At 41.2% G+C, this 22,186-nt stretch carries 20 protein-coding genes; 4 read left to right on the top strand and 16 right to left on the bottom strand.

Annotated elements, in window-relative coordinates:
• Positions 1-77 precede the first annotated feature (77 nt).
• Entirely contained in the window at positions 78-1,751 is a 1,674-nt protein-coding gene (locus BLP54_RS03505) for a CotH kinase family protein (RefSeq protein ID WP_176754453.1), read from the top strand.
• A gap of 23 nt (positions 1,752-1,774) precedes the next feature.
• Positions 1,775-3,424: a CotH kinase family protein gene (locus BLP54_RS03510; RefSeq protein WP_090166830.1), complete on the top strand. Its 1,650-nt coding sequence runs from the start codon at positions 1,775-1,777 to the stop codon at positions 3,422-3,424.
• 13 nt (positions 3,425-3,437) lie between these two features.
• On the opposite strand, the gene BLP54_RS03515 is transcribed toward BLP54_RS03510, so the two are convergent.
• Positions 3,438-5,687, bottom strand: a complete 2,250-nt coding sequence (locus BLP54_RS03515; RefSeq protein WP_090166833.1) for a glycogen/starch/alpha-glucan phosphorylase — start codon at positions 5,685-5,687, stop codon at positions 3,438-3,440.
• 105 nt (positions 5,688-5,792) lie between these two features.
• On the opposite strand from BLP54_RS03515, the gene BLP54_RS03520 reads away from it, so the two are divergent.
• Positions 5,793-6,665, top strand: coding sequence for an AraC family transcriptional regulator (locus BLP54_RS03520; RefSeq protein ID WP_090166835.1), 873 nt, complete (start codon positions 5,793-5,795; stop codon positions 6,663-6,665).
• On the opposite strand, the gene BLP54_RS03525 is transcribed toward BLP54_RS03520, so the two are convergent.
• Genes BLP54_RS03525 through BLP54_RS03545 form a run of 5 tightly spaced genes read right to left on the bottom strand, consistent with a single transcriptional unit; the run spans position 6,570 to position 12,142 of the window.
• Entirely contained in the window at positions 6,570-7,709 is a 1,140-nt protein-coding gene (locus BLP54_RS03525) for an ABC transporter permease (protein ID WP_090166837.1), read from the bottom strand. The genes BLP54_RS03520 and BLP54_RS03525 overlap by 96 nt on opposite strands.
• Positions 7,706-8,992, bottom strand: a complete 1,287-nt coding sequence (locus BLP54_RS03530; protein WP_090166839.1) for an ABC transporter permease — start codon at positions 8,990-8,992, stop codon at positions 7,706-7,708. The genes BLP54_RS03525 and BLP54_RS03530 overlap by 4 nt, the downstream gene beginning before the upstream one ends.
• A complete protein-coding gene (locus tag BLP54_RS03535; RefSeq protein WP_090166841.1) occupies positions 8,992-9,660 on the bottom strand; it encodes an ABC transporter ATP-binding protein in 669 nt (222 codons plus the stop codon). The genes BLP54_RS03530 and BLP54_RS03535 overlap by 1 nt, the downstream gene beginning before the upstream one ends.
• Positions 9,660-10,724, bottom strand: a complete 1,065-nt coding sequence (locus BLP54_RS03540) for a hypothetical protein (protein WP_090166843.1) — start codon at positions 10,722-10,724, stop codon at positions 9,660-9,662. Before BLP54_RS03540 ends, BLP54_RS03535 begins: the two co-directional genes overlap by 1 nt.
• Before the next feature lie 8 nt (positions 10,725-10,732).
• Positions 10,733-12,142, bottom strand: coding sequence for an MBOAT family O-acyltransferase (locus BLP54_RS03545; RefSeq protein ID WP_242870622.1), 1,410 nt, complete (start codon positions 12,140-12,142; stop codon positions 10,733-10,735).
• Between the two features lie 244 nt (positions 12,143-12,386).
• On the opposite strand from BLP54_RS03545, the gene BLP54_RS03550 reads away from it, so the two are divergent.
• Positions 12,387-13,661 (top strand): O-acetylhomoserine aminocarboxypropyltransferase/cysteine synthase family protein, encoded by a 1,275-nt coding sequence (locus tag BLP54_RS03550; protein ID WP_090166848.1) that lies wholly within the window; start codon positions 12,387-12,389, stop codon positions 13,659-13,661.
• A 90-nt stretch (positions 13,662-13,751) separates the two neighbouring features.
• Here BLP54_RS03550 and BLP54_RS03555 read toward each other — a convergent pair whose 3' ends face one another.
• From BLP54_RS03555 to BLP54_RS03600, 10 genes are all read right to left on the bottom strand, one after another.
• Positions 13,752-14,372 (bottom strand): acetyltransferase, encoded by a 621-nt coding sequence (locus BLP54_RS03555; RefSeq protein WP_090166850.1) that lies wholly within the window; start codon positions 14,370-14,372, stop codon positions 13,752-13,754.
• A 23-nt stretch (positions 14,373-14,395) separates the two neighbouring features.
• A complete protein-coding gene (locus tag BLP54_RS03560; protein ID WP_090166853.1) occupies positions 14,396-14,737 on the bottom strand; it encodes an EamA family transporter in 342 nt (113 codons plus the stop codon).
• On the bottom strand, positions 14,730-15,128 hold the full coding sequence (locus tag BLP54_RS03565; protein WP_090166855.1) for a DMT family transporter: 399 nt from the start codon (positions 15,126-15,128) through the stop codon (positions 14,730-14,732). Before BLP54_RS03565 ends, BLP54_RS03560 begins: the two co-directional genes overlap by 8 nt.
• A gap of 21 nt (positions 15,129-15,149) precedes the next feature.
• The gene (locus BLP54_RS03570) at positions 15,150-16,193 is read right to left on the bottom strand and encodes a polysaccharide biosynthesis protein (protein WP_090166857.1); all 1,044 of its coding nucleotides are present in this window, start codon (positions 16,191-16,193) and stop codon (positions 15,150-15,152) included.
• A 2-nt stretch (positions 16,194-16,195) separates the two neighbouring features.
• Positions 16,196-17,353: a non-hydrolyzing UDP-N-acetylglucosamine 2-epimerase gene (wecB, locus tag BLP54_RS03575; RefSeq protein WP_090166859.1), complete on the bottom strand. Its 1,158-nt coding sequence runs from the start codon at positions 17,351-17,353 to the stop codon at positions 16,196-16,198.
• Position 17,354: 1 nt separating this feature from the next.
• Positions 17,355-18,575: a capsular polysaccharide biosynthesis protein CapF gene (locus tag BLP54_RS03580; RefSeq protein ID WP_090166861.1), complete on the bottom strand. Its 1,221-nt coding sequence runs from the start codon at positions 18,573-18,575 to the stop codon at positions 17,355-17,357.
• Positions 18,576-18,695: 120 nt separating this feature from the next.
• Positions 18,696-19,097: a DUF6548 family protein gene (locus BLP54_RS03585; RefSeq protein ID WP_090166863.1), complete on the bottom strand. Its 402-nt coding sequence runs from the start codon at positions 19,095-19,097 to the stop codon at positions 18,696-18,698.
• A 29-nt stretch (positions 19,098-19,126) separates the two neighbouring features.
• Positions 19,127-20,089, bottom strand: a complete 963-nt coding sequence (locus tag BLP54_RS03590; RefSeq protein ID WP_090167123.1) for a glycosyltransferase family 2 protein — start codon at positions 20,087-20,089, stop codon at positions 19,127-19,129.
• 166 nt (positions 20,090-20,255) lie between these two features.
• Positions 20,256-20,870, bottom strand: a complete 615-nt coding sequence (locus tag BLP54_RS03595; protein WP_090166865.1) for a hypothetical protein — start codon at positions 20,868-20,870, stop codon at positions 20,256-20,258.
• A gap of 47 nt (positions 20,871-20,917) precedes the next feature.
• Positions 20,918-22,159 carry a DegT/DnrJ/EryC1/StrS family aminotransferase gene (locus BLP54_RS03600; RefSeq protein ID WP_242870623.1) on the bottom strand — a complete coding sequence of 414 codons (1,242 nt, stop codon included), beginning with the start codon at positions 22,157-22,159 and terminating at the stop codon, positions 20,918-20,920.
• Positions 22,160-22,186 lie beyond the last annotated feature (27 nt).

Here is a 22,186-nt window from a genome sequence, read left to right on the forward strand (position 1 = left end):
CTCCGTATTTACGATTTGTTTAATACACACTTATTGATATAATGATAATAATATCTATTTCGAAAGGCAATTATAAAATGATTTTAAATAGAAAACAAGTTTCCATTTTTGTAGTCATTATTTCTCTGTTGGTCTTGTCCGGTGGGTTATATTTTTACACTCATGGCAAGACTACCAGACAATTTGATGACCTTTATATTTCCGATAAAAAGCTTGATTCTATGCTACATTCCTACACTCTTTCCCAGTCACCACTTTCTACCTCAATAGTGATGAATGGTCAGCAGCTGATATATGATTATAACGATAATATTTTCTACTATTCTATTGTGCCTGAGGATGGTGAGTTTCCTACAATCACTGTTTTTAATGATGGAAGCACTGGCAAGAAGATAAATGTCTTTGCTCATGGGGCTAAACTTTCTGCTGAGACAATCTCAAGCAATACTCCAATTGACATCATTCTTACTGATGGGGATTCCATGAGTGTTTCGTCCCTCGCGTGCACCACACTTCCTGTGATGAATATTTCTGTTTCTGCTGAGACGGTAAACGAATTGGGGCTTGATGAAACCTACGCAATCAGCGATTATGCTCCTTGCGAAATGTATCTTTACGATAATGAATCTGATTTTGAGGGTGCTTCCAGAGTTACTACCAGCTCTGCCAAAATCCACATGCGAGGTGGCACTACTATAGGCGCACCTCAGCATAGCTACCGTTTGTCGCTTCTCAAAAATGCTGATGATTTTGACAAAAAGAACAAAGCAAATCTTCTGAGACTTCGAGAGGATGATGACTGGATTCTCTTCTCCGCCTATTCAGATTATGAAAAGATTCGCACCCCATTTTGTATGAACCTTTGGCACGATATGGCTGCCGGAAATAATGAATGGCAGGCGCCCAATTCAAACCAGTATAAATACATCGAACTGTTCATTAACAATCGTTATCATGGACTATATGCCCTTACCTATCCTATGGATAAGAAGGTATTTTCCATAAAAGATGGCGAATCCTTATTCAAAAAGAAGGACTGGTCTGGAACCGAATTCTCTCAGGATTTGGAATACTTTGAATACGAAGGCGGTGGCGGCTTCTACTATCTGCCTGGCTATTCTGTGGAATACGGAACTTCCGATGATTATGAGCCTCTTCATGAGCTTTATCACACCATGGCATATTCCGAGGATGTTTCGGAAATCAGAAGCACCTGCGACATCGATAATGCAATAGACCTATGGCTTTTTTATAAGCTCACGCAGGCAGTAGATAACGTATATGCGAATCAGGTTAAGAATCTATTCTCCTGTGTTAAACATTCTGAAACAGGAATGGCTGGCTACAAGGTTTTATTTGCCCCTTGGGACATGGATCAAACCTTCGGAAATCGCTTTGTGGATGGTCAGGGTTCTCACGGCATTTCTAGCTACTTCAATGCTCCTGATTGGGATTTACCTATGGAATGGAGTCCTGTTTATTTCCTCATGGCAAAAGGAGAGCCAGATATTATTGCGCAGGTAAAATCTCGCTATAGCAGTCTTCGTGCTACTCAGTGGTCTGACGAGGAAATGTCAGCGCTGATTGATGACTATGAATCAACCATCTATGATTCCGGCGCATTCAAACGTACTATGAATCGTTGGCCTGATGGAAATTATTATGAGGAAGCGATAGGTCTTACAGACTTCAAGACCTTTGTTTTGGAACGACTGAAATGCATGGATTCATATATTGATAGCCTGCAATAAATCATTTAAGAAAGGCAATTATTTTGCTTAAAAGAAAACATATTTCAATTTTATTAATCGTTATTTCTGTGGCCTTTGTAATTATGGTCGCAAAAACTCAGAAGCCTCAGGAAGGCTATTCCTCTACGGATAGCCTTTATATTTCTGAGTCAGATTTTAATGCTCTTTCATCATCGTCTAATATATCCCAAGTGCCTTTGACCACAGAAATTTATTTCAACGATGAAAAGCTCTTATATGATGATGTAGATAATACTTTTTACTACTCAGTTTTGGAAGGCTCAGATAAAGGGCTGTCGCCGGAGGTTACTATCACCGGTGAAGGTATAAAGCTTGTTCTCTATGGAAATCAGATGTCCTATGAACAGATTGCATCAAATACCCCACTTCAATTAATTTTGATACAGGGTTCTAATGTCAGCATTACAAATCTGATTTGCACCACTCTTCCTATTATGAATGTGGAAATTGGGCAGGATATCATTGATAGTCAGGGACTGGATCTGACCTATGACATAGAAACTGATGCTGCTAGCTCTATCTACCTTTATGACAACAGTTCCGATTTTGATGGTCCTAGCAGGACAATTGTATCAGATTCAAAGATTAGAAAACGCGGTCAGACAAATTCCACTAATCCTGCAAAGGGCTACAGGCTCACGCTTCTAAAAGATAAAAATGATTTTAATGGGGAACGCGTAAAAGAAGATTTACTTGGTCTTCGAAAGGATGATGACTGGATTCTCTATAACGGTTACAGGGATTATGAAAAGGTTCGTAATGTCTTCTCCATGAATCTCTGGCATGACACCTTCTACAAGGATAATGAGTGGAAGGTATCGAATTCCACAGAGTATAAATTTTTAGAGCTGTTTATCAACAATCACTACCATGGTTTATACGCGTTGTGTTATCCACTTGATAAAAAGGAATTTGACCTGAAAGAGGATGAAGCACTTTTCAAGAAGATGGATTGGACTCACAGCGAGCGCAACACCGAGCTTGAATATCAGGAGTATTACGATGGTTCCGGCGGCGATTATGTCTTGCCAGGATATGCTGTTAAAGCCGGAGATATAGAGGATTTTCAAACACTTCTTAATCTTTATGTAAACATGACCTACTCCACTTATCCGGAAGTAATTAGGATGAGTTCTGATGTTACCAACGGCATCGACCTTTGGCTTTATTACAAAGTTTCCGAAGCTGTGGATAATGTTGCAAACGGCGGTGCAAAAAACATGTACGTCTGCATAAAAGACAGTAAAAGTGGTATCGAAGGCAAAAAACTTCTTATCACACCATGGGATATGGATCAAAGCTGGCGTCACGTTTACGAAGGATCTTCCGGAGGTCAGTACTCTTCTAGCACATATGATATGCCTGTAGAATGGGGACTTGTTTATTCCTTGCAAGGAATTGACGACCCACAGATAAACTCTGATATAAAGGCGCGTTACAGATATCTACGCGAAAATGTCTGGTCAAACGAAAACATCCTCGCAGCGCTGGATGGCTACGAGGATGATATATACAACTCAGGGGCTTTCGCTCGTACACAGGCACGCTGGCCAGAGGGGTTATATAACGATCGACGCCTTGGGCTATCTGAGTTTAGGGATTATGTGATTAAAAGGTTTGAATATATGGATTCTTATATTGCGGGGCTTTAATACCCCGCATTTTTTATAAATGCCAAATATCATTGTTGTACTGCTCGATTGTTCTGTCTGATGAGAAGAAGCCTGCGTTTGCAATGTTCTTAATCATCTTACGGCCCCACTCTGTGCGGTTCTCATATGCCTTGTAAGCCTTCTCCTTTGTCTCGCAGTAATCCTTAAAGTCTGGGAATGTCATGAACCAGTCCTTGTTAAGGAGCTCATTGTAAAGACGCTCAAGGTTCTCCTTATGACCAACTTCCACAAGCTTGTCAGATACGATGAAGTCTACACACTTCTTAAGGTTTGCATCCTTCTCATAGTAGTCGCGTGATACATAAGAAGCATCTGCGTAACGCTTGATTACTGTGTCTGAATCCTCACCGAAAATGAAGATGTTATCATCGCCTACAAAGTCGTGCATCTCTACGTTTGCACCGTCCATTGTACCGATAGCAACTGCACCGTTAAGCATGAACTTCATGTTTGAAGTACCAGATGCCTCCTTAGATGCAAGTGAAATCTGCTCGTGAATATCGCAAGCTGGGATAAGCTTCTCAGCAAGTGTAACGTTGTAGTTTTCTACCATAACAACCTTAAGGTATGGGCTAACCTCTGGATCCTTTGCGATGATTTCCTGTAAGCAGAGGATAAGGTGAATGATATCCTTTGCGATAACGTAAGCTGGAGCTGCCTTTGCACCGAAGATTACAGTGATTGGACGAGCTGGCTTCTTGCCCTCTTTAATCTCAAAGTACTTGTTGATTACATAAAGTGCATTCATCTGCTGACGCTTGTACTCGTGAAGTCTCTTAATCTGAATATCGTAAACAGAGTTGTCATCAATCTCGATTCCCTGTGTCTTTGCAAGATAGTTCTTAAGAACAGTCTTACGGGTGTTCTTAACATCAAGGAACTTCTGAACAACTGCATCATCATTCATGAACTGCTCAAGCTTCTTAAGCTCTGTAGCATCCTTCTTGAAGCCTGGTCCGATAAGCTCTTCGATAAGCTTTGCAAGCTCTGGGTTGCAATATAATAACCAGCGACGGAATGTGATACCGTTTGTCTTGTTGTTGAACTTCTCTGGATAGAGCTTGTAGAACTTATTAAGCTCTGTCTCCTTAAGAATCTCGGTATGAAGTGCAGCAACACCATTGATTGAGATACCATAGTGGATATCCATGTGTGCCATGTGTACAAGGTCATCCTTGATGATGGCTACATCTGGGTCACTTACTTTCTTTGCGATTCTGTTGTGGAGCTCGCGAATTATAGGCATGAGCTGTGGAACTGCCTTCATCATGAAGTGGATTGGCCACTTTTCGAGAGCTTCTGCGAGGATTGTGTGGTTTGTGTAGGCAGTACACTTAGAAACCACATCAATAGCCTCGTCCATTGTAAGCCCGCGAATCTGAAGGAGTCGAATAAGCTCAGGGATAACCATTGATGGATGTGTATCATTTATCTGAATAACTGCGTAATCAGCAAGGTCATAAAGGTTTGAGCCCTTCTCAACTGCCTCATCTAAGATGAGCTGAGCTGCGTTACTTACCATGAAGTACTGCTGATATACACGGAGCAATCTACCATTATCGTCTGAATCATCTGGATAAAGGAAAAGTGTAAGGTTCTTTGTAAATTCACCCTTATCGAAGTTGATTCCATCCTTAATAATACTCTCATCTACTGTTTCAACATCGAAAAGATGAAGCTTTGTAGATACTGAGTCATAACCTGTTACGTCGATATCGTACATTCTTGACTGAACGTTGAAGCCACCGAAATCAACCTGATATGTCTTGTCTGTCTTTGTCATCCAGCTATGCTCAGACATCCATGGATTTGGAACCTCGTTCTGAAGATTGTTTTCAAACACCTGCTTGAAAAGACCCATGTGATATGCAAGACCTACACCATCACCATTAAGGCCAAGTGTTGCGATTGAATCAAGGAAGCAAGCTGCAAGTCTTCCAAGACCACCGTTACCAAGTGAAGGCTCAACCTCGATTTCCTCAATCTCTGCAAGTGACTTTCCGCAAGCCTCAAGCTCTGCCTTAACCTCATCGTATAGGCCAAGGTTAATTAAGTTATTTGAAAGAAGCTTTCCAATAAGGAACTCTGCACTGATATAGTAGAGCTTCTTCTTGCCGCCCTTGATTTCCTTATCCTGGGCCTTATCCTTTACATACTCCAATAAACCAATGTAAATCTCTTCATTTGTACACTGGTCCATGTGTCTGCCAAATCTTACCTTGATGTACTCATTTGCTGTCATGTTTATCCTCCTTGTTACGTTCGAATTCATATGATAATAAGAGTATACTGCTAAGATATTCGATTTTACTTGCGAAATTCTATTAAAAAGTGATACTATTCTATCATGATTAATATTAATGAGTATCAAGCCATACACGAAAACGTCAGTCACTTTGACTACAACATACCGTACAACACCTACCCTTGCACAATCCCACTGGACTTTGAAAGCGTGCCTCTGCACTGGCACGAGGATGTGGAATTCATTTATATAAAGAAAGGCTCAGGGGTTATTGTAATCGATGGAGATGAACATATAGTGAACACTGGGGATATTGCTTTTATTATTCCTGGCACTGTTCATGGAATCTTTCAGAACAAGGATGATTCCATGGAATACGAAAACATCCTATTTGATGGAAAATTATTTTCTTCCAGCACCGATGACTTTTTTGATACTTTTCTGCTACCTTTTTTCGGCAATACTGTAGAAGTGCCTCACATCTTTAGACACGGCATTGCCGGCTACGAGAGTATCCGAAAATATCTTGATAGCAACGACAACATTTCCAGCCACCGGGAGGGTGCCTGGGGACTTGCCATAAAAGGAAATCTTTATCTATTGTTGTTTGATCTGGTGACTCTTTACGAAAAGAAGATTGATTCTTCTAATAAGAAAAAAATAGATAAGCTGAAGCCAGTCATTAAATATGTAGAGCTTCATTATAGTGAACAAATGACTGTGGCTGAAATGGCTGACAGGGCTGGCTTTTCTGAGTCCCACTTTATGAGATTCTTTAAGGAAACCTTTGGCGTCAGCTTCATTACTTATTTGAATGATTATAGATTATCCATGGCAGCCCGCCTGCTGCTTGCTACAGAGGATACCATCCTGGATATCTCACAGCAGGTCGGCTTTGAGAACCTGTCGCACTTTAACAGAAAGTTTAAGGAGAAGTATAACAAGACCCCCAAGGAATATCGTGTAAATAAGTAAAGAAACCATATAATATGTATCATGAATGCTGCTCAGGTAATGAAAAGCTGGGTAGCATTTTTGTATTTGCCTAAGTGACTTCAAATCCACAAACACTGGAGACAAGAGCGTTGATAGAATAATTAAAGCTGGAGTTAACATTCCCAAAAACTTCTTGCCAGATCCTATGATGCGTAATGCCATCGAAAAGAAAATAGTTGCCAACACGTATAAAATCAAGGCAGGGAGCTCTTTTGTCGCAGTAGTAAAGGTGCCACTGTAAATAAGGCTGATTACAGTTATTATAGAAGGTGCTATAAAAGCTACAGTGTAATAACCCAAATCTCTGCAGAATCTCATCTTCGAATGCCACCAGATAAACAAACCATTTTCCTGATCTTCCAGATAATACATGGATGTGGCAATTCCGCAAAGCATCAACCACATTGCAAGAATACCTCTAAGTGGCATCAAAATTACTGGCGTTTCATTCATCTCAGAGGAATCCATATAGCTTGCCTTGAATAAACTGTCAGAAAGACCAAAGCTGTCAAAGCTCTTTTCTATGTGAGAAATCTGCTCCGCAGACATTTCTCCATCTGAAATACTTAAGCGCATATAGTTTATCAAAAGCTGCTTTGCCACTGATGGATAGATTCGACTGCAGATTATTTCCTTGCCCAAAAGATGTGAGAGTCCAGCTTCACGGATTATTACCTGTACTCGCTCTGATGGATACTGATTGCTTGCCACCTGCTGCACCAATGCATCTAAATCTTCTGGTACAATCCACCCTTCCGTAAGAATCTGATTTGCCACGTCTGATTTCAAGTCATCTTCGGAATCATAAAACTGATATTGAATAGCACCGGTTTCATGTTCAAGGTTTTCTCTTAACGCCTGAGAGCTGGCATCCTCTCCTGGAATATAGACTCCAATAGACATAATACTATTCTGACCATGGCCAACTTCCTTTAATAGAAATACCATAAGAGGTACCAATAGAAGCATCAATATGTAGCTTTTCTTTCTGAAAAATCTTTTCAGTAAAAGTAGATATCTCATTTTCTAATCTTACGTCTCCTGTTAACAATTGCTCCTAATACAAAAATCACTGTGTAGCCTGCCATTATAAATATATATTTTGGAAGGCTGATATATTCTCCCACAATCATCTTGCTTGAAACTAATGATGAAAATGACTCCCTATGTAATCCTTCCATGTAAGTGAACACCACACCTGTTGGAAGAATCCTTCCTACTTTTTGAAGTATATCTGGGAAAAATGACTTCGGATAAAAGTATCCTGATATATAAGCCATGCCAATATATAGTATAAAAGCTGCCAAAAACTTGTTTATAACCCCTGTTACTATCTCAAAAATGAAAAATCCCAGGGCCGAGAAGAGCAAAACCACAATTATAATATTAAACTCTGATTTAATAAGAAATGTATCTCCAATAATTTCGATGTTTTGTAAAGTAAGCATTCCAAGTCCTGAAAGTCTTCTCACAAAAAATATAATCAACTCCACACAAAAAAGATTCATTAAAAAGTAGGCAAAAAATTCTGCCACAACTTGCCAACCCGCTCCAAGACCTTTTGCGCTGATAAACTGATAGGTAGCATTTTTCTTGCCAAGGAAGAAACTGACACTACAAAAAGACATCAAAAGCAAGAAAAATAAGCTTAAGGAAATGCTGTAATATTCGGGTGTTGTAAGCCCATTGGCAAGACCGAGCTCAGAAAACTCTACCATATCTCCTCTAGCTAACATTGCCCCTACATAAAGCAGTAAAAGCTGGTCAATCTGAGGGTTTACAGCCTCTGACGGAAATCCTGCATTTTTCATTTCTGCCTCAAGTGCTAGTAATCCTTTTTCTGAACTTACAACCAATTCAGATGCAATATCAGCTAGTTCATCCATCATGATGCCAGTTATGCCTCTTTGTCCCGATGTGGCAAAATATTCTAAACTTATATCATTAGATAATGCATTCAACGAATTTATGAATTCGTCGCTTACTAAAACATAGGCTGAAATCTCTCCACTTCTAAGAGCATCCCTGGCCTCCCCTTCATTATCAAACTGCTGGATATCAAGCATTAGCTTACTGTCATCATTGTTCTCAAGCAGGTTTACCCCCATTGTCAGCATGTCATCCTCGGTGGAACCAACAATACCAAGCTTGTATCTCATCTGCTGATCCTTGTAGCTATCGCTGTTTACCACAGCATAGCCTATAGCTCCCACTACTAGACCTACTATCACTGTCATTATCAAAATTCCAGGCAACAGCTTCAGCACTCTTTTCAGTTGTACGATAAAATAATCCCCAAATCTCATTATTCCAGTATCCCAATCAAATGCTGTAAATCACCATCATAAGTATATGGATGAAGCACTCCACCCTTCAAAATAAAGCACTTATTGCAAAGCTCAATCTCCTGAATCTCATGCGTGGAAATTATCATTGCACCACCACTGCTTCTGTAGCTTTCAAAATAATCATAGATTTCATTCCTGCACACCATATCAAGAGCTGCTGTAGGCTCATCCAAGAGCATTAGCTTTGGTCCTCCCTTCATGGCGCAGCCGATAGTAAGACGCTTCTTCATTCCACCTGACATCTTGCTAACAGGAACTTTCAGGAATTCATCGATTCTAAGAAGCTTCAACATGCCATTCTTTAGCTCCTTATCCAGCTCCGCCCTGCTATACCACATTCTAAGATTATCCCAAGCATTTAGCTCCTCTATCAGCGGATTCTCCTGTGGAATATAAGCCAATGTGTTATTCCTCAGCTTGGAATCTTTCAGCAAATCCTTTCCATCAATACAAAAAAAGCCGCCATTTGGCCGCTCTAATCCCGCAAGAATGGATAGCAGTGTGCTCTTACCGCTGCCATTTGCTCCCAATATTCCAATTATCTCACCAGGTCCCAGGGTAAAGCTTACGCCCTGCAGAACCTGATGCTTTCCATAACTTTTTTCAATCCCTTTAATTTCAAACATTATAAAAGCCCCTCATAATCAAAATTTCTATAGAAGTCGCACTCGATTGCAAGATAATCCTTGTAATTTTCCTTAGTCAACTGGTCTGTTCCACTATACAGCCATCCTAAAATCTGAGAATTTATCCAGTCTCCGTGGTGGCACTCATCATTATAGTTATCCAGATTTGATGTTACGTCAAATTCGTTGTTGAAGGAATAAAGATGAATATTATCACACTCCAGCATAAGCTCGATGGCGTACTGCTCCACGGCAAACCAACGGTCCATTACTCCTAATTCCTTCTGTGAGCCCCACCATGCCACAGAGTATGGTGTGACATAATAGTAAAAATCTATATCCGGATTTGCCTTGGCAAGGTCAGTTACATTCTGGGTAATATTGGCCTTCACCATTTCCTTTACTTCATCTACAAATGGCTGAACCTTCTCTGGCGCCTTGTATTCTGTACGACCCAAGAGAGCCGCATCAGGTCCGAACTCCTTTCCCTCCATCCAGTTGGCATAATCATCAAAGGATGTGATTCCTGCTGCTTTTCCGTGTCTTGCATCATCAAGCATAGGAAGGCAGATTTTATAAAAGATATCCTTGTTAAAAATATAATTTACGTCATTGAAAGGATTATTATCGTAAAGATACTCTGGATAATCACCCAGGTCATCTCTAACCTTGTCAGCATCATCCATAAAATAAGCATAGTCCAATGTACGAATAACTACCTTCAAATCCGGATTACACTTGATAGCCTTGGCGATGTTGTCGTTCTGTTCCTTGAAGGTACCTCCAGCGAATGGGACCTTTATAAAGGTACCGCCCCAAAGCTCTTCCGCTTCGCTGGTCTTGAAATTCTCAGCCATGGAGGTTCCTATAATCATCCCATCATATTTGAAATGGCGAATGATACCATCATTCTGGCTTCGCTCATTATTTAGTTCATAGTAAAGATTTGCCTGTGGACCATGATAGTGAAAATATGGATCCACATATATAATCACTGAAGCCACCCCACCAAGAAGTAGGACTACAGCTAAAAGCAAACCAATTAACCAGTTTCTAGATTTCATTCGAGCTCCTAAAAATTAAAATATAAAAATGTACTTATTCCACTGAAGGATAGCACGCTTGCCGCCAACAATACCGCAGTCCAAAGCATATTCTTTACGTTTGGCTTAAACATCATCATTCTCTCATGAGAATTTCTAAAGCCAAGCACAAGTATCAACGCAAGGAAATAATAAATGCCCACATAAATAAATGGCAATGAGTGGGTCACTGGCGTACCATCCAATAAGTATTTCAACGGTGATGTCTGGAATGCATAGAGGATATTCACATCAATATTTGTAAAATCCACATAAAGCATCTGCTTAATAACCTCCACGGCATCACTGATAGTCTCTGCTCTAAAGAATACCCAAGCAAGACAGGTAAATGTCTGTGTGATAATCCAACCAAGGGCTGGGTGCATAGCGTCAAACTGCTTCTTAAAGATTCTGTTGATGATGACAAAGATTCCGTTCATCACACCCCAGAGCACAAAGGTCCATGCAGCACCATGCCACAATCCACTCAAGAAAAATACGATGAAGATATTCACAAGTGTAAGCACTTTTCCCTTACGATTTCCACCAAGTGGAATGTATACGTAGCGGGTAAAAAATCTTGTAAGAGTCTTGTGCCATCTCTTCCAAAACTCAGCAATAGACAGTGATTTGTATGGACTGTCGAAGTTTACTGGAAGGTCGATGTTTAGCATCTTACCAAGTCCAATAGCCATATCGCAGTAACCACTAAAATCAAAGTAAATCTGGAAGTAATAAGCGATAGCAATAAGAATGGCATTTGTAGCCTTCAGCTCAGGCACATTCTCATAGCCCCAATTAACAGCCACACCGAAAACATCAGCAATCAAAATCTTCTTCGCAAGACCCATGGCAAACATGTAAAATCCCATGGCCATATTGTTCCAGTCCACGCGCTTCTTAGCTGGATTCATCAGCTGTGGAATCATCTCGTCGTGTGTGACGATAGGTCCGGCAACCAGCTGTGGGAAGAATGTAACATAACATGCATATGTCAGGAAATCGTAAGTTGGCACCTCACCTCTGTAGGTGTCCACCACGAATGAAATCTGCTGAAATGTGAAAAAGCTGATACCAAGTGGAAGCACAATGTGCATAAGTGGCCAGTCAGTCTTTGCGATGGCATTCACGTTTTCAATGAAGAAATCCATGTACTTGAAATAGCCGATTATTCCAAGATTCACAGCTACAGCCAAAAACATAACTGGCTTACATTTCTTTAATCTTCCGATTGATGCACTCGCCAGATTCTGAAGCTCATCATTTTCAGTAACTGCTTCAAGCATGGTCTGCTTTTGCATGCGTTTCATAAGCGTGTAAAATGTGTAATTGATACATACGCTTGCGATAATAATTAGCAGATAGGCTGGATTAAAATAGCCATAGAACCACAAAGACATTCCTAACAAAAAGGCATGCCCCAAACGATATTTTCCTGTTTTATTGATAAGAAAATACCCGATTATGCAGATTGGCAAAAATAGAAAAATGAATATATATGAATTGAAAAGCATGTACTATATCCCTTCTTATATCTAATATTTATATAATACCAAATCATGACTTGGAAATGTAACTTTTCCCATAGAAATCAGCTCTTTATTGTGCTAAAGTATAAGAAGTTCGTAAAGGAGGATTTTTAGGATGAGTAATGGAATTGGAACTAAATGTGTGCAGGCTGGATATACTCCAGGAAATGGCGAGCCTCGTCAGATTCCTATCGTTCAGTCTACAACATTCAAATATGATACAAGTGAAGACATGGGCAAGCTTTTCGATTTAGAGGCTAGTGGATATTTCTACACACGTCTTCAGAACCCTACAAATGATTATGTAGCTGCAAAGATTGCAGAACTCGAGGGTGGTGTAGCAGCAATGCTTACGTCATCTGGACAGGCTGCAAACTTCTTTGCACTTTTCAATATTTGCGAGTGCGGTAGCCACATCGTAGCATCTTCATCAATCTATGGTGGTACTTTCAATCTTATCGCTGTTACTATGAAGAAAATGGGAATAGATGTGACATTCGTTTCTCCAAAAGCTACTGAGGAAGAGCTTAATGCAGCTTTCCAGGACAACACTCGTGCCGTATTTGGTGAGACTATCGCAAACCCAGCTCTTACAGTTTTAGACATTGAGAAATTTGCCAAGGCAGCTCATGCGCATGGTGTTCCACTTATCGTAGATAACACATTCCCTACACCTGTAAACTGCCGTCCAATCGAGTGGGGTGCAGATATTGTTACACACTCTACTACAAAGTACATGGATGGACACGGCGCAGCGGTAGGTGGTTGTATCGTTGATTCTGGAAAGTTTGACTGGATGGCTCACGCTGATAAGTTCCCAGGTCTTTGTACTCCAGATGACAGCTACCACGGCATCACATACGCTGAGAAGTTTGGCAAGGAAGGTGCTTTTATCACAAAGTGTACAGCTCAGCTTATGAGAGACTTTGGATGCATCCAATCTCCACAGCATGCTTTCATCTTAAATCTTGGTCTTGAGTCACTTCATGTACGTATGCCTCGCCACGTTGAGAACGGTCTTGCTGTTGCTAAGTTCTTATCTGAGCAGCCAGAGGTTAAGAAGGTTACATATCCAGGTCTTGAAGGTGATGAGTATTATGAGATTGCACAGAAGTATCTTCCAAAGGGAGGTTGTGGTGTAGTTTCATTCGAGCTTGAGGGTGGCAGAAAAGCTGCTGAGAGCTTTATGAAGAAGCTTAAGCTTATCGCTATTGAGACTCATGTAGCTGATGCTAGAAGCTGCTGCTTAAACCCAGCAACATCTACACATCGTCAGATGACAGATGAGCAGCTTGAGGCTGCTGGTATCCCAGCAGGTCTTATCCGTGTTTCATGTGGTCTTGAGGATAGCGCTGATTTGATTGCAGATATTAAGCAGGCATTATCATAATAAATTTAGCCAGAATGATTATAAAAATCATTCTGGCTTTTTTATTAATAAAAAAGGCAGGACTCTGTCCTGCCAAATTCATATTCTTTTTTATATCGGCACAAACCTAGCTGGTACACCTGCGTACTTGCCAGGCTTTGTGAGCTTCTTCACTACTACTCCGCCTGCGCAAATGAATGCGTCAGCGCAGATGTCAATATTGTTGCTTACGATGGTGCCGATGCCCAGCCAGCTGTTATCACCTACTGTTACTGTGCCTGCTGTGTGAGCACCTACAGAAACATGAACATAGTCTCCAATCATATTGTCGTGATCTACAGAAGCTGATGTGTTGATGATACAGCCTTTTCCAATTACCGTGCTTGGATTGATAACTGCTCCAGCCATAACTGCTGTACCATCGCCAATTTTCACATCATAGGCAACTACAGCTGATGGATGAATGAGGCTTACAATATCAGCGCCTCTCTCCTCAAGCATCTCCTGAACTTTTCGTCTGATTTTGCCATCACCGATACCTACGATAAAATCGTAATGATGCTCAATATAATAATCTAAATCGGTGTCCTCATCTGCCACTGGATATTCAGCAAGCATGTCGATTTCTGGATTCTTGTCGATGAAAACAATGTCATCATAACCATTTAGAAGCGCCATGTCTGCAAGTACTTTACAGTGCCCGCTGGCACCCATAATTGCGATACTTTTCATACTATCACCTCATCTACTGGAGCTTATGCTCCCATTGCAGCGACAACAATACCTACAATTATTATAACAAGACCCAATGCCTTCTTATTGCTAATCTTCTCGCTAAGGAAAATCTTTCCAAGGATAGCTACCCAAATGTAACCTGTTGCCTCAAGAATTGGTCCGATTGAAAGTGGAACCACCTTGTAGCCAAGTACTGAACAAAGTGATGCACCGAAGAAGAAGAAATATGCGCCGATAACCATTGGGTTCATGTACTCAGCAATCTTGCTAGGATATTCCTTCTCAGCTGCCTTCTTTAAAATAATCTGCGAACAGGAAGCAATGAATGTGCCTGTAAGCATAACAAGTGCGTACTTAAGCATTATTCTTTACCTCCTCAATCTTTTCCTCAGATTTACCTGACACATCTTCGTCGCCAGAAACTACAAAGTATACTCCGACGATTACAATCGCTGCGCCAAGAATCTTCTGGAAAGTAATCTGCTCATGGGTTATCATTAATCCCCAAACAAGTCCCCAGATTGTAGTAACCGCTTTGTTGGCGTATGCCACGATAAGAGGAAGATGCTTGATTACCTGCTGCCATGCGATGGCGTAAAATCCAAGAATAGCAACAACACAACCATAAAGAAGAATCCACTTAAAACTAAGGAATGGATACTTGCCTGCTGCCTTAGCAATAATACTGCTGGCAGATATAATGACAATAATAATGTGTAAAATGATGAACCATTTAATATTTTCTTTTTTCATAATCACCTCAAGGGAATTTTTTTACTTTCCCCAGCTCTCCAACATCTCTTTTACATAGTCAGTGCCCATAATCTTATCGATTGTGCCCTGAACATCAAGTCTCTTTGTATTGTGTGATGTATAAGAATCAGAAGCCATTGTCTGAACCTGACCATCAACGAAGAACTTGTCATAGTTAAGATCACGACCATCAGGAAGTACGCGGTAGTAATCTCCCATATCGATTGCACGAACGCACTCCTCGTTTGTAAGAAGTGTCTCGTAAAGCTTCTCGCCGTGACGTGTTCCGATAATCTTTGTGCCTGTATCACCAAAGGTCTGCTGAACAGCCTTTGCAAGGTCACCAATTGTGCAGGCATCTGCCTTCTGAACGAATAAATCACCTGGCTCACCATGCTCAAATGCGAACATAACAAGGGCTACAGCCTCATCAAGATTCATAAGGAAACGAGTCATGTTAGGGTCTGTAATTGTGATAGGATTTCCTGCCTTAATCTGGTCGATGAAAAGAGGAATAACGGAACCACGTGAGCACATTACATTGCCGTAACGTGTACAGCAGATTGTAGTCTTGCCTGCTGCAACACGAGCGTTTGCGCCGATTACCTTCTCCATCATAGCCTTAGAAATACCCATTGCGTTGATTGGGTAAGCAGCCTTATCTGTTGAAAGACAAACAACTCTCTGAACGCCAGCCTCAACAGCTGCGTGAAGTACATTGTCAGTTCCCTCTACGTTTGTGCGAACAGCTTCCATTGGGAAGAACTCGCAAGATGGAACCTGCTTAAGTGCTGCTGCATGGAAAATAAAATCAACACCTGGCATAGCGTCCTGAACAGAGCGCATGTTTCTAACATCACCAATGTAGAACTTAACCTTTCCAGCATGCTCTGGATGCTCAGCCTGAAGCTGATGTCTCATGTCATCCTGCTTCTTCTCATCACGTGAGAAAATACGGATTTCCTTTAAATCAGAATCTAAAAAGTGCTTGAGTACAGTAGAACCAAAAGAACCTGTACCTCCTGTAATCATAAGGGTTTTATCTTTGAATAAATCGCAGTTCATTTTTAAACTTCCTTTCTCCAAACCATTTTATTCACAATACCAGTGTAAGACTGGATAATTTTAACAACCTTAGTTGACACATTCTCCTCAACATAATCAGGAACTGGGATACCGTAATCACCAGCCTCATTCATATCTATAGCAGTTGTTACTGCCTGAAGAAGTGATGCCTCATCGATACCAGCGATGAAGAAGCAAGCCTTATCAAGTGCTTCTGGACGTTCGGTAGATGTGCGGATGCACACTGCAGGGAATGGCTTTCCAATGCTTGTAAAGAAGCTTGATTCCTCTGGAAGTGTACCTGAGTCTGAAACAACCGCGAAGGCATTCATCTGGAGATGATTGTAATCGTGGAAGCCAAGTGGCTCGTGCATGCGAACTCGTGGGTCAAGCTTGAAGCCTGTAGCCTCGAGACGCTTTCTTGAACGTGGGTGACAGCTGTATAAAATTGGCATGTCATATTTTTCAGCAAGCTTGTTGATTGCTGTGAAAAGCGATGTAAAATTCTTTTCTGTATCGATGTTCTCCTCGCGGTGAGCTGAAAGAAGGATGTACTTCTTTGGCTCAAGTCCGAGCTTTGTAAGAACATCAGAAGCCTCGATAGCCTCTAAATTCTCATGAAGCACTTCTGCCATAGGTGATCCAGTCACATATGTGCGCTCCTTTGGAAGACCGCAGTCTGCCAGGTAGCGGCGAGCGTGCTCAGAGTATGCCATATTTACATCCGAAATAATATCTACTATACGGCGATTTGTCTCCTCAGGGAGGCACTCATCTTTACATCTGTTTCCAGCTTCCATGTGGAAGATTGGGATGTGAAGACGCTTTGCAGCGATAGCTGAAAGGCATGAGTTTGTATCGCCTAGAATCAAAAGAGCATCTGGCTGAATCTCCACCATAAGCTCGTATGACTTTGCGATGATATTTCCTACTGTCTGACCAAGGTTGTCGCCAACGGCGTCCATGTAAACCTCTGGGTCGTCAAGCTGAAGATCCTTGAAGAATACTCCATTAAGATTGTAGTCGTAGTTCTGACCTGTGTGTGCAAGAACACAATCGAAATACTTGCGGCATTTCTTGATAACTGCTGCAAGACGAATAATCTCAGGGCGAGTTCCTACGATAATTAATAATTTTAATTTTCCATTATTTTTGAACATGTTATACCTCTTCACGATATGTATCTGGTCTATCCTGCTCCAAAAGCTCATTAGCCCACATAAGAGTAACGAGATCCTGTGTATCAGATAGATTTATAATGTTGTGTGCATAGCCTGGAAGCATGTGAATAGCCTGAATCTTCTCTCCGCTAACCTCATACTCAATAACTGGGAATGGATTTCCATTTTCATCAACACCTACACGGCGCTGCTGAATCTTTCCATGACCGGAAACCACGATGAAAAACTCCCATTTTGTATGGTGCCAATGCTGACCCTTTGTAATGCCAGGCTTGCTGACATTCACTGAGAACTGACCATGCTCTGCAGTCTTGAGCAATTCGGTAAACGAACCTCGCTGGTCGCAGTTCATCTTTAAATCAAATATCGCTTTATCCTTTGGCAGATAGCTAAGATATGTGCTGTAAAGCTTCTTTGCAAAGCTACCCTTTGGAATATCAGGCATCATAAGTGTGTCTGGCTGCTCCACAAAGCTATCTAAAAGCTCCACAATCTCACCTAGTGTAACAGTGTGTGTCACTGGCACATATGCATACTTACCAGCTGTATCAGGGACCACATTTCCTTCCTCATCATAATCACAGCGATGCTCCTCGCCTCGAAGGGCTGCAAACATCTCATTTACCAAATCATCGATGTAAACAAGTGTAAGCTCTGTGGATGGATCATTCACTGTAATCTCCAAGCCATTAGCCTTGTTATTGCAGAAAGTAGCCACCGCAGAATTGTAATTAGGTCTGCACCATTTTCCAAAAAGATTTGGGAAGCGATAAACCAAAACCTTAGCTCCTGTCTCGTAGCTGTACTTGAAAAACAGCTCTTCACCAGCAAGCTTGCTAGCGCCATAATCGCTGCCTGCATATCTGCCTAAAAGTGTTGCCTGAATAGATGATGAGAGCATCACCGGACAGGTATTGTTATGCTTTTTTAAGGTATCAAGAAGGGTACTGGCAAAACCAAAATTTCCTTCCATAAATTCACTATTGTCTTTAGGACGATTGACCCCTGCCAGATTGAAAACAAAATCACAATCACTGCAGTACAGGTCTAATTCCTCAGGAGTGGAATCTCTGTCATACTCATAGATAGTGAGAGCCTCGCCAAGCGAGTGGAACTTATCTCGACCATCGGAAGCGCATTTAAGTGTTTCCACAAGATTTTTTCCTACAAAACCGGCTGCACCGGTAACTAGAATTTTCAAAATAATCTCTCCTATTGTATAAAAGTGCCTAGGCACCCATAATCCTGTAAATTATACCACACTAGTCTAAATAACAAAAGAGGCGCACATAATGTGCACCTCTTGATAAATCAATCTTCTTTATTTGAATAGTCCTAAAAGCTTTCCAAAGAAACCTTCATTCTTTTTCTTTTTTGTAAAATCGATTTTTGAATACTTTGACAGAACATCTGCTTCCGCATCCATTTTCTCTTTAAAAACAGACATCCATACCACATCTTCATCTTTTCCCTGAAAATGCTCGAAGGCAACCTTTCCATCCTTCAAGGAATTAAATCTTGCCTGAAGATGCTGTAGGCGTTTAAAAGTGTCATCCCACTCAGGGATATGCTCCCTTGCCTCGGTGTAACATTCCTTCATTTTTGCCATATACTTTGCAACACCGCCTTCTTCAAGCTTAAATCTTTGCGCAAGCATGTCATCGAAAAGTATATAAGCATCATAAAATCGTTCGTTAACTATTCTGTTTTTTGTACTAAGCATAACTCAACCCCATCTGTGCTATTTGCAAGTTACTTATATTCTTCCCCGTCTTTTGTAATTATACTATCAACTATATAGATTGGTCTATTCTTAACTTCTGCAAAAATTATAGCCAAATATTCGGATATAAATCCCAAAATTATGAAAAGGACTCCGAACATAAAGCAGAGGGCTACGATAAGTGTAGAGTAGCCACTAGGTGCTGTACCAAGGAAATACTGTACGATAGAATAAATTATTAAAATAAATGCCAAGACTAAAGAAAATACTCCGGCATAAATTCCCATCTTCAAAGGCACGTCTGAGAAATTGCAGATAGCGTTAAGGGAAAGCTTCACAAGAGCTCTAAGATTGTAATTGCTCTCACCTGCCACGCGGGCACTTGCCTCGAATTCAAGTGTAGTCTTTTTAAAGCCAACATTCTGCACATAGCCTCTTAAGAATCTTACACGCTCGCGATAATCCTGCTTAAGCACTAAAGCCACGCGACGTGAAATTGCAAAGAAATCTGACGAATTATTTTCGAACTTTGTCTTACCTGCCATAGCATTCATCACTTTGTAGAATGCAGCCGAGGTGATTCTCTTAAAGATGCCAGCATCTGCTCTAGAAGTACGAATCATGGAAACGACATCATATCCCTGATTAAACTTTTCCACGATTGCTGGGATTGACTCTGGTGGGTGCTGCAAATCTGCATCCATGCAAACCACGCCATCGCCTGTAGAATAGTCGATTCCGGCAATCATGGCCGCCTCGTGACCACGGTTTGCAGCAAAATTAATAACCGCAACCTTTTCATCCTGGCTTGCAAATTCTCTAAGCAAATCCAAGCTTCCATCACGGCTTCCATCATTTACGAAAATTAGCTCATAATCCCAGCCGGTGCGCTGTGATACTTCTTTTAGAATAGGAGTGGTGTGTTCGTAGAACTGTCTGAGCCCAAGCTCCTCATTATATACAGATACAACTACTGAAAGTTTTTTAGTCATAATATTTGGATTCATTCCTTTTTTGAATATTGATTTGTCAAATATTAAATACAAGTTATTATAACATTTTTAAAAGCTTTTCCTCAATACAATAAAAAAGCCTGCGGCAGGCGCCACAGGCTCATAATCCAAAATCAATTCTTCAAATCAAATAATAAACAATCTCTTAGTACAATACACCAGCAGGAATATTCACATTGTACCACACACCATCAACCTCGACTTTATTGGACTTCAAATCACTATTGGTGATAGCCTGAATGCCAAGGGCATCCATGAAAAACTCAAAAGTCTCTGCATAACCTTCATCCATTGTAGGCTGATTTGTCATAGGACCAGTGATGTGATAACTGCGAGTATCTCCACAAGAGCCATAAGTGATGTTTGTCTTCATCCAGTTCTCAACTGCCTTAACCTTCTGAGCATCAGTCATGTCATCAGTAACGATAGTTCCGAGAACATCTATCGCAAAAATCTTATAAGCAATATTATCTGTCTCAGCATTAACCTGTGATGCAAGCACATCCTTAGTAATCTTTACAATACGTCCCTCTTCTACTCCGAAGAACTTGTAGTGATTATAGAGAGCTGCTGCATCATTGCCATAAGCTGCCTTTACATCTGCATAGCGAGCTGCGTAATCTGCTGCAGGGAAATTCTCCTGAGTGATGTCATAGTTATAAACCTTAGCCTCAGCTGTCACTGGGTGAGCTATGAATGCAACACATGCTAAAGACAGAAACAAACAACCTGTAACAATCTTATTAATATATTTCTTCATAAATCCTCCTTCTAGGCTTACAAATATTACATTTTGATTATAACACACTATTCAAAACAAGCCCTAACAACTTCGATGATTCTATCCTGCTGCTCAGGTGTCATCTTGTTATCAGATGGTAGGCAAAGACCTCTCTCGAAGATGTCTACGCCTCTGTCTAAAAGCTTACCATCCTTACCCATTACGCCGCCTGCGATGTAGGCATTTGTAACTGCACGTCCATTTCCCTCACGTGTGATGAATGGATTGAGACGGTAAATTGGCTGCATATGCATTGGCTTCCAGATTGGACGACCTTCGCCGTTGATGCTGGCGATTGCCTGAAGAATCTCTGTTGGACAGCTCTTGCCATGCTCTGGTGTGAAGAGCGCTTCGTGCTCGCCACGAACCTGTGGACACATAGCATCTGCATCAATGATGAGACATGAAAGCCAGTAGTTTGGCTCTGAGTTCTCAAGATCCATAGGATTCATCTGAACTGGAAGTCCCTTGAAGCCTTCCTTATATCTTTCGTAAATCGCCTTCTTCTGTGCGATGTGCTCCTCCAGATATGGAAGCTGACCGCGTATAACTCCGGCGATTACATTGCTCATTCTATAGTTGTAACCAAGCTCCTCATGCTGATACCATGCTGCAGCTTCGCGAGCCTGTGTAGACCACTTGCGAACCTTATCTGCAGCCTCCTTAGAATTTGTAAGGAAGCATCCACCTGAAGAACCAGTAATGATTTTATTTCCGTTAAAGGATATTGTGTTGTAGCTTCCGAATGTACCAGTCTGAGCGCCCTTGTATGTGGCACCGAAAGACTCTGCTGCATCCTCGATAAGGATAGCACCATGTTCTTTGACAATAGCACCAATCTCATCAAGCTTTCCAGGTGTACCATAAAGGTGTGCACAAACAACAACCTTTACTTCTGGATATATCTCGAATGCCTTCTTTAAAGCAACTGGATCCATGTTCCATGTATCATCTTCTGTGTCGATGAAAACAGGAATACCTCCTTCGTAAACTACAGGGTTAACTGTGGCATCGAAAGTCATATCTGTACAGAAAACCTTGTGTCCCTCGAGGCAACCATGGCCAACCTCTGGCATACCGTATGCTTCGATACCAGCTAGCTTCATTGAAAGATGAAGTGATGCTGTACCTGCTGAAAGACCAACAGCATATTTCACGCCGACCTTCTCTGCACATAGCTTCTCAACCTCAGTGATGTTTGTTCCTGCTGTAGTCATCCAGTTGGTGTCATATGCCTCCTGAATGTATTTAAGCTCCTCGCCATGCATGGTAGGAGTAGCAAGGAAAACCTTTTC

Origin of the sequence: Pseudobutyrivibrio sp. 49 (assembly GCF_900100545.1) — a bacterium.
Lineage (GTDB): Bacteria > Bacillota > Clostridia > Lachnospirales > Lachnospiraceae > Pseudobutyrivibrio.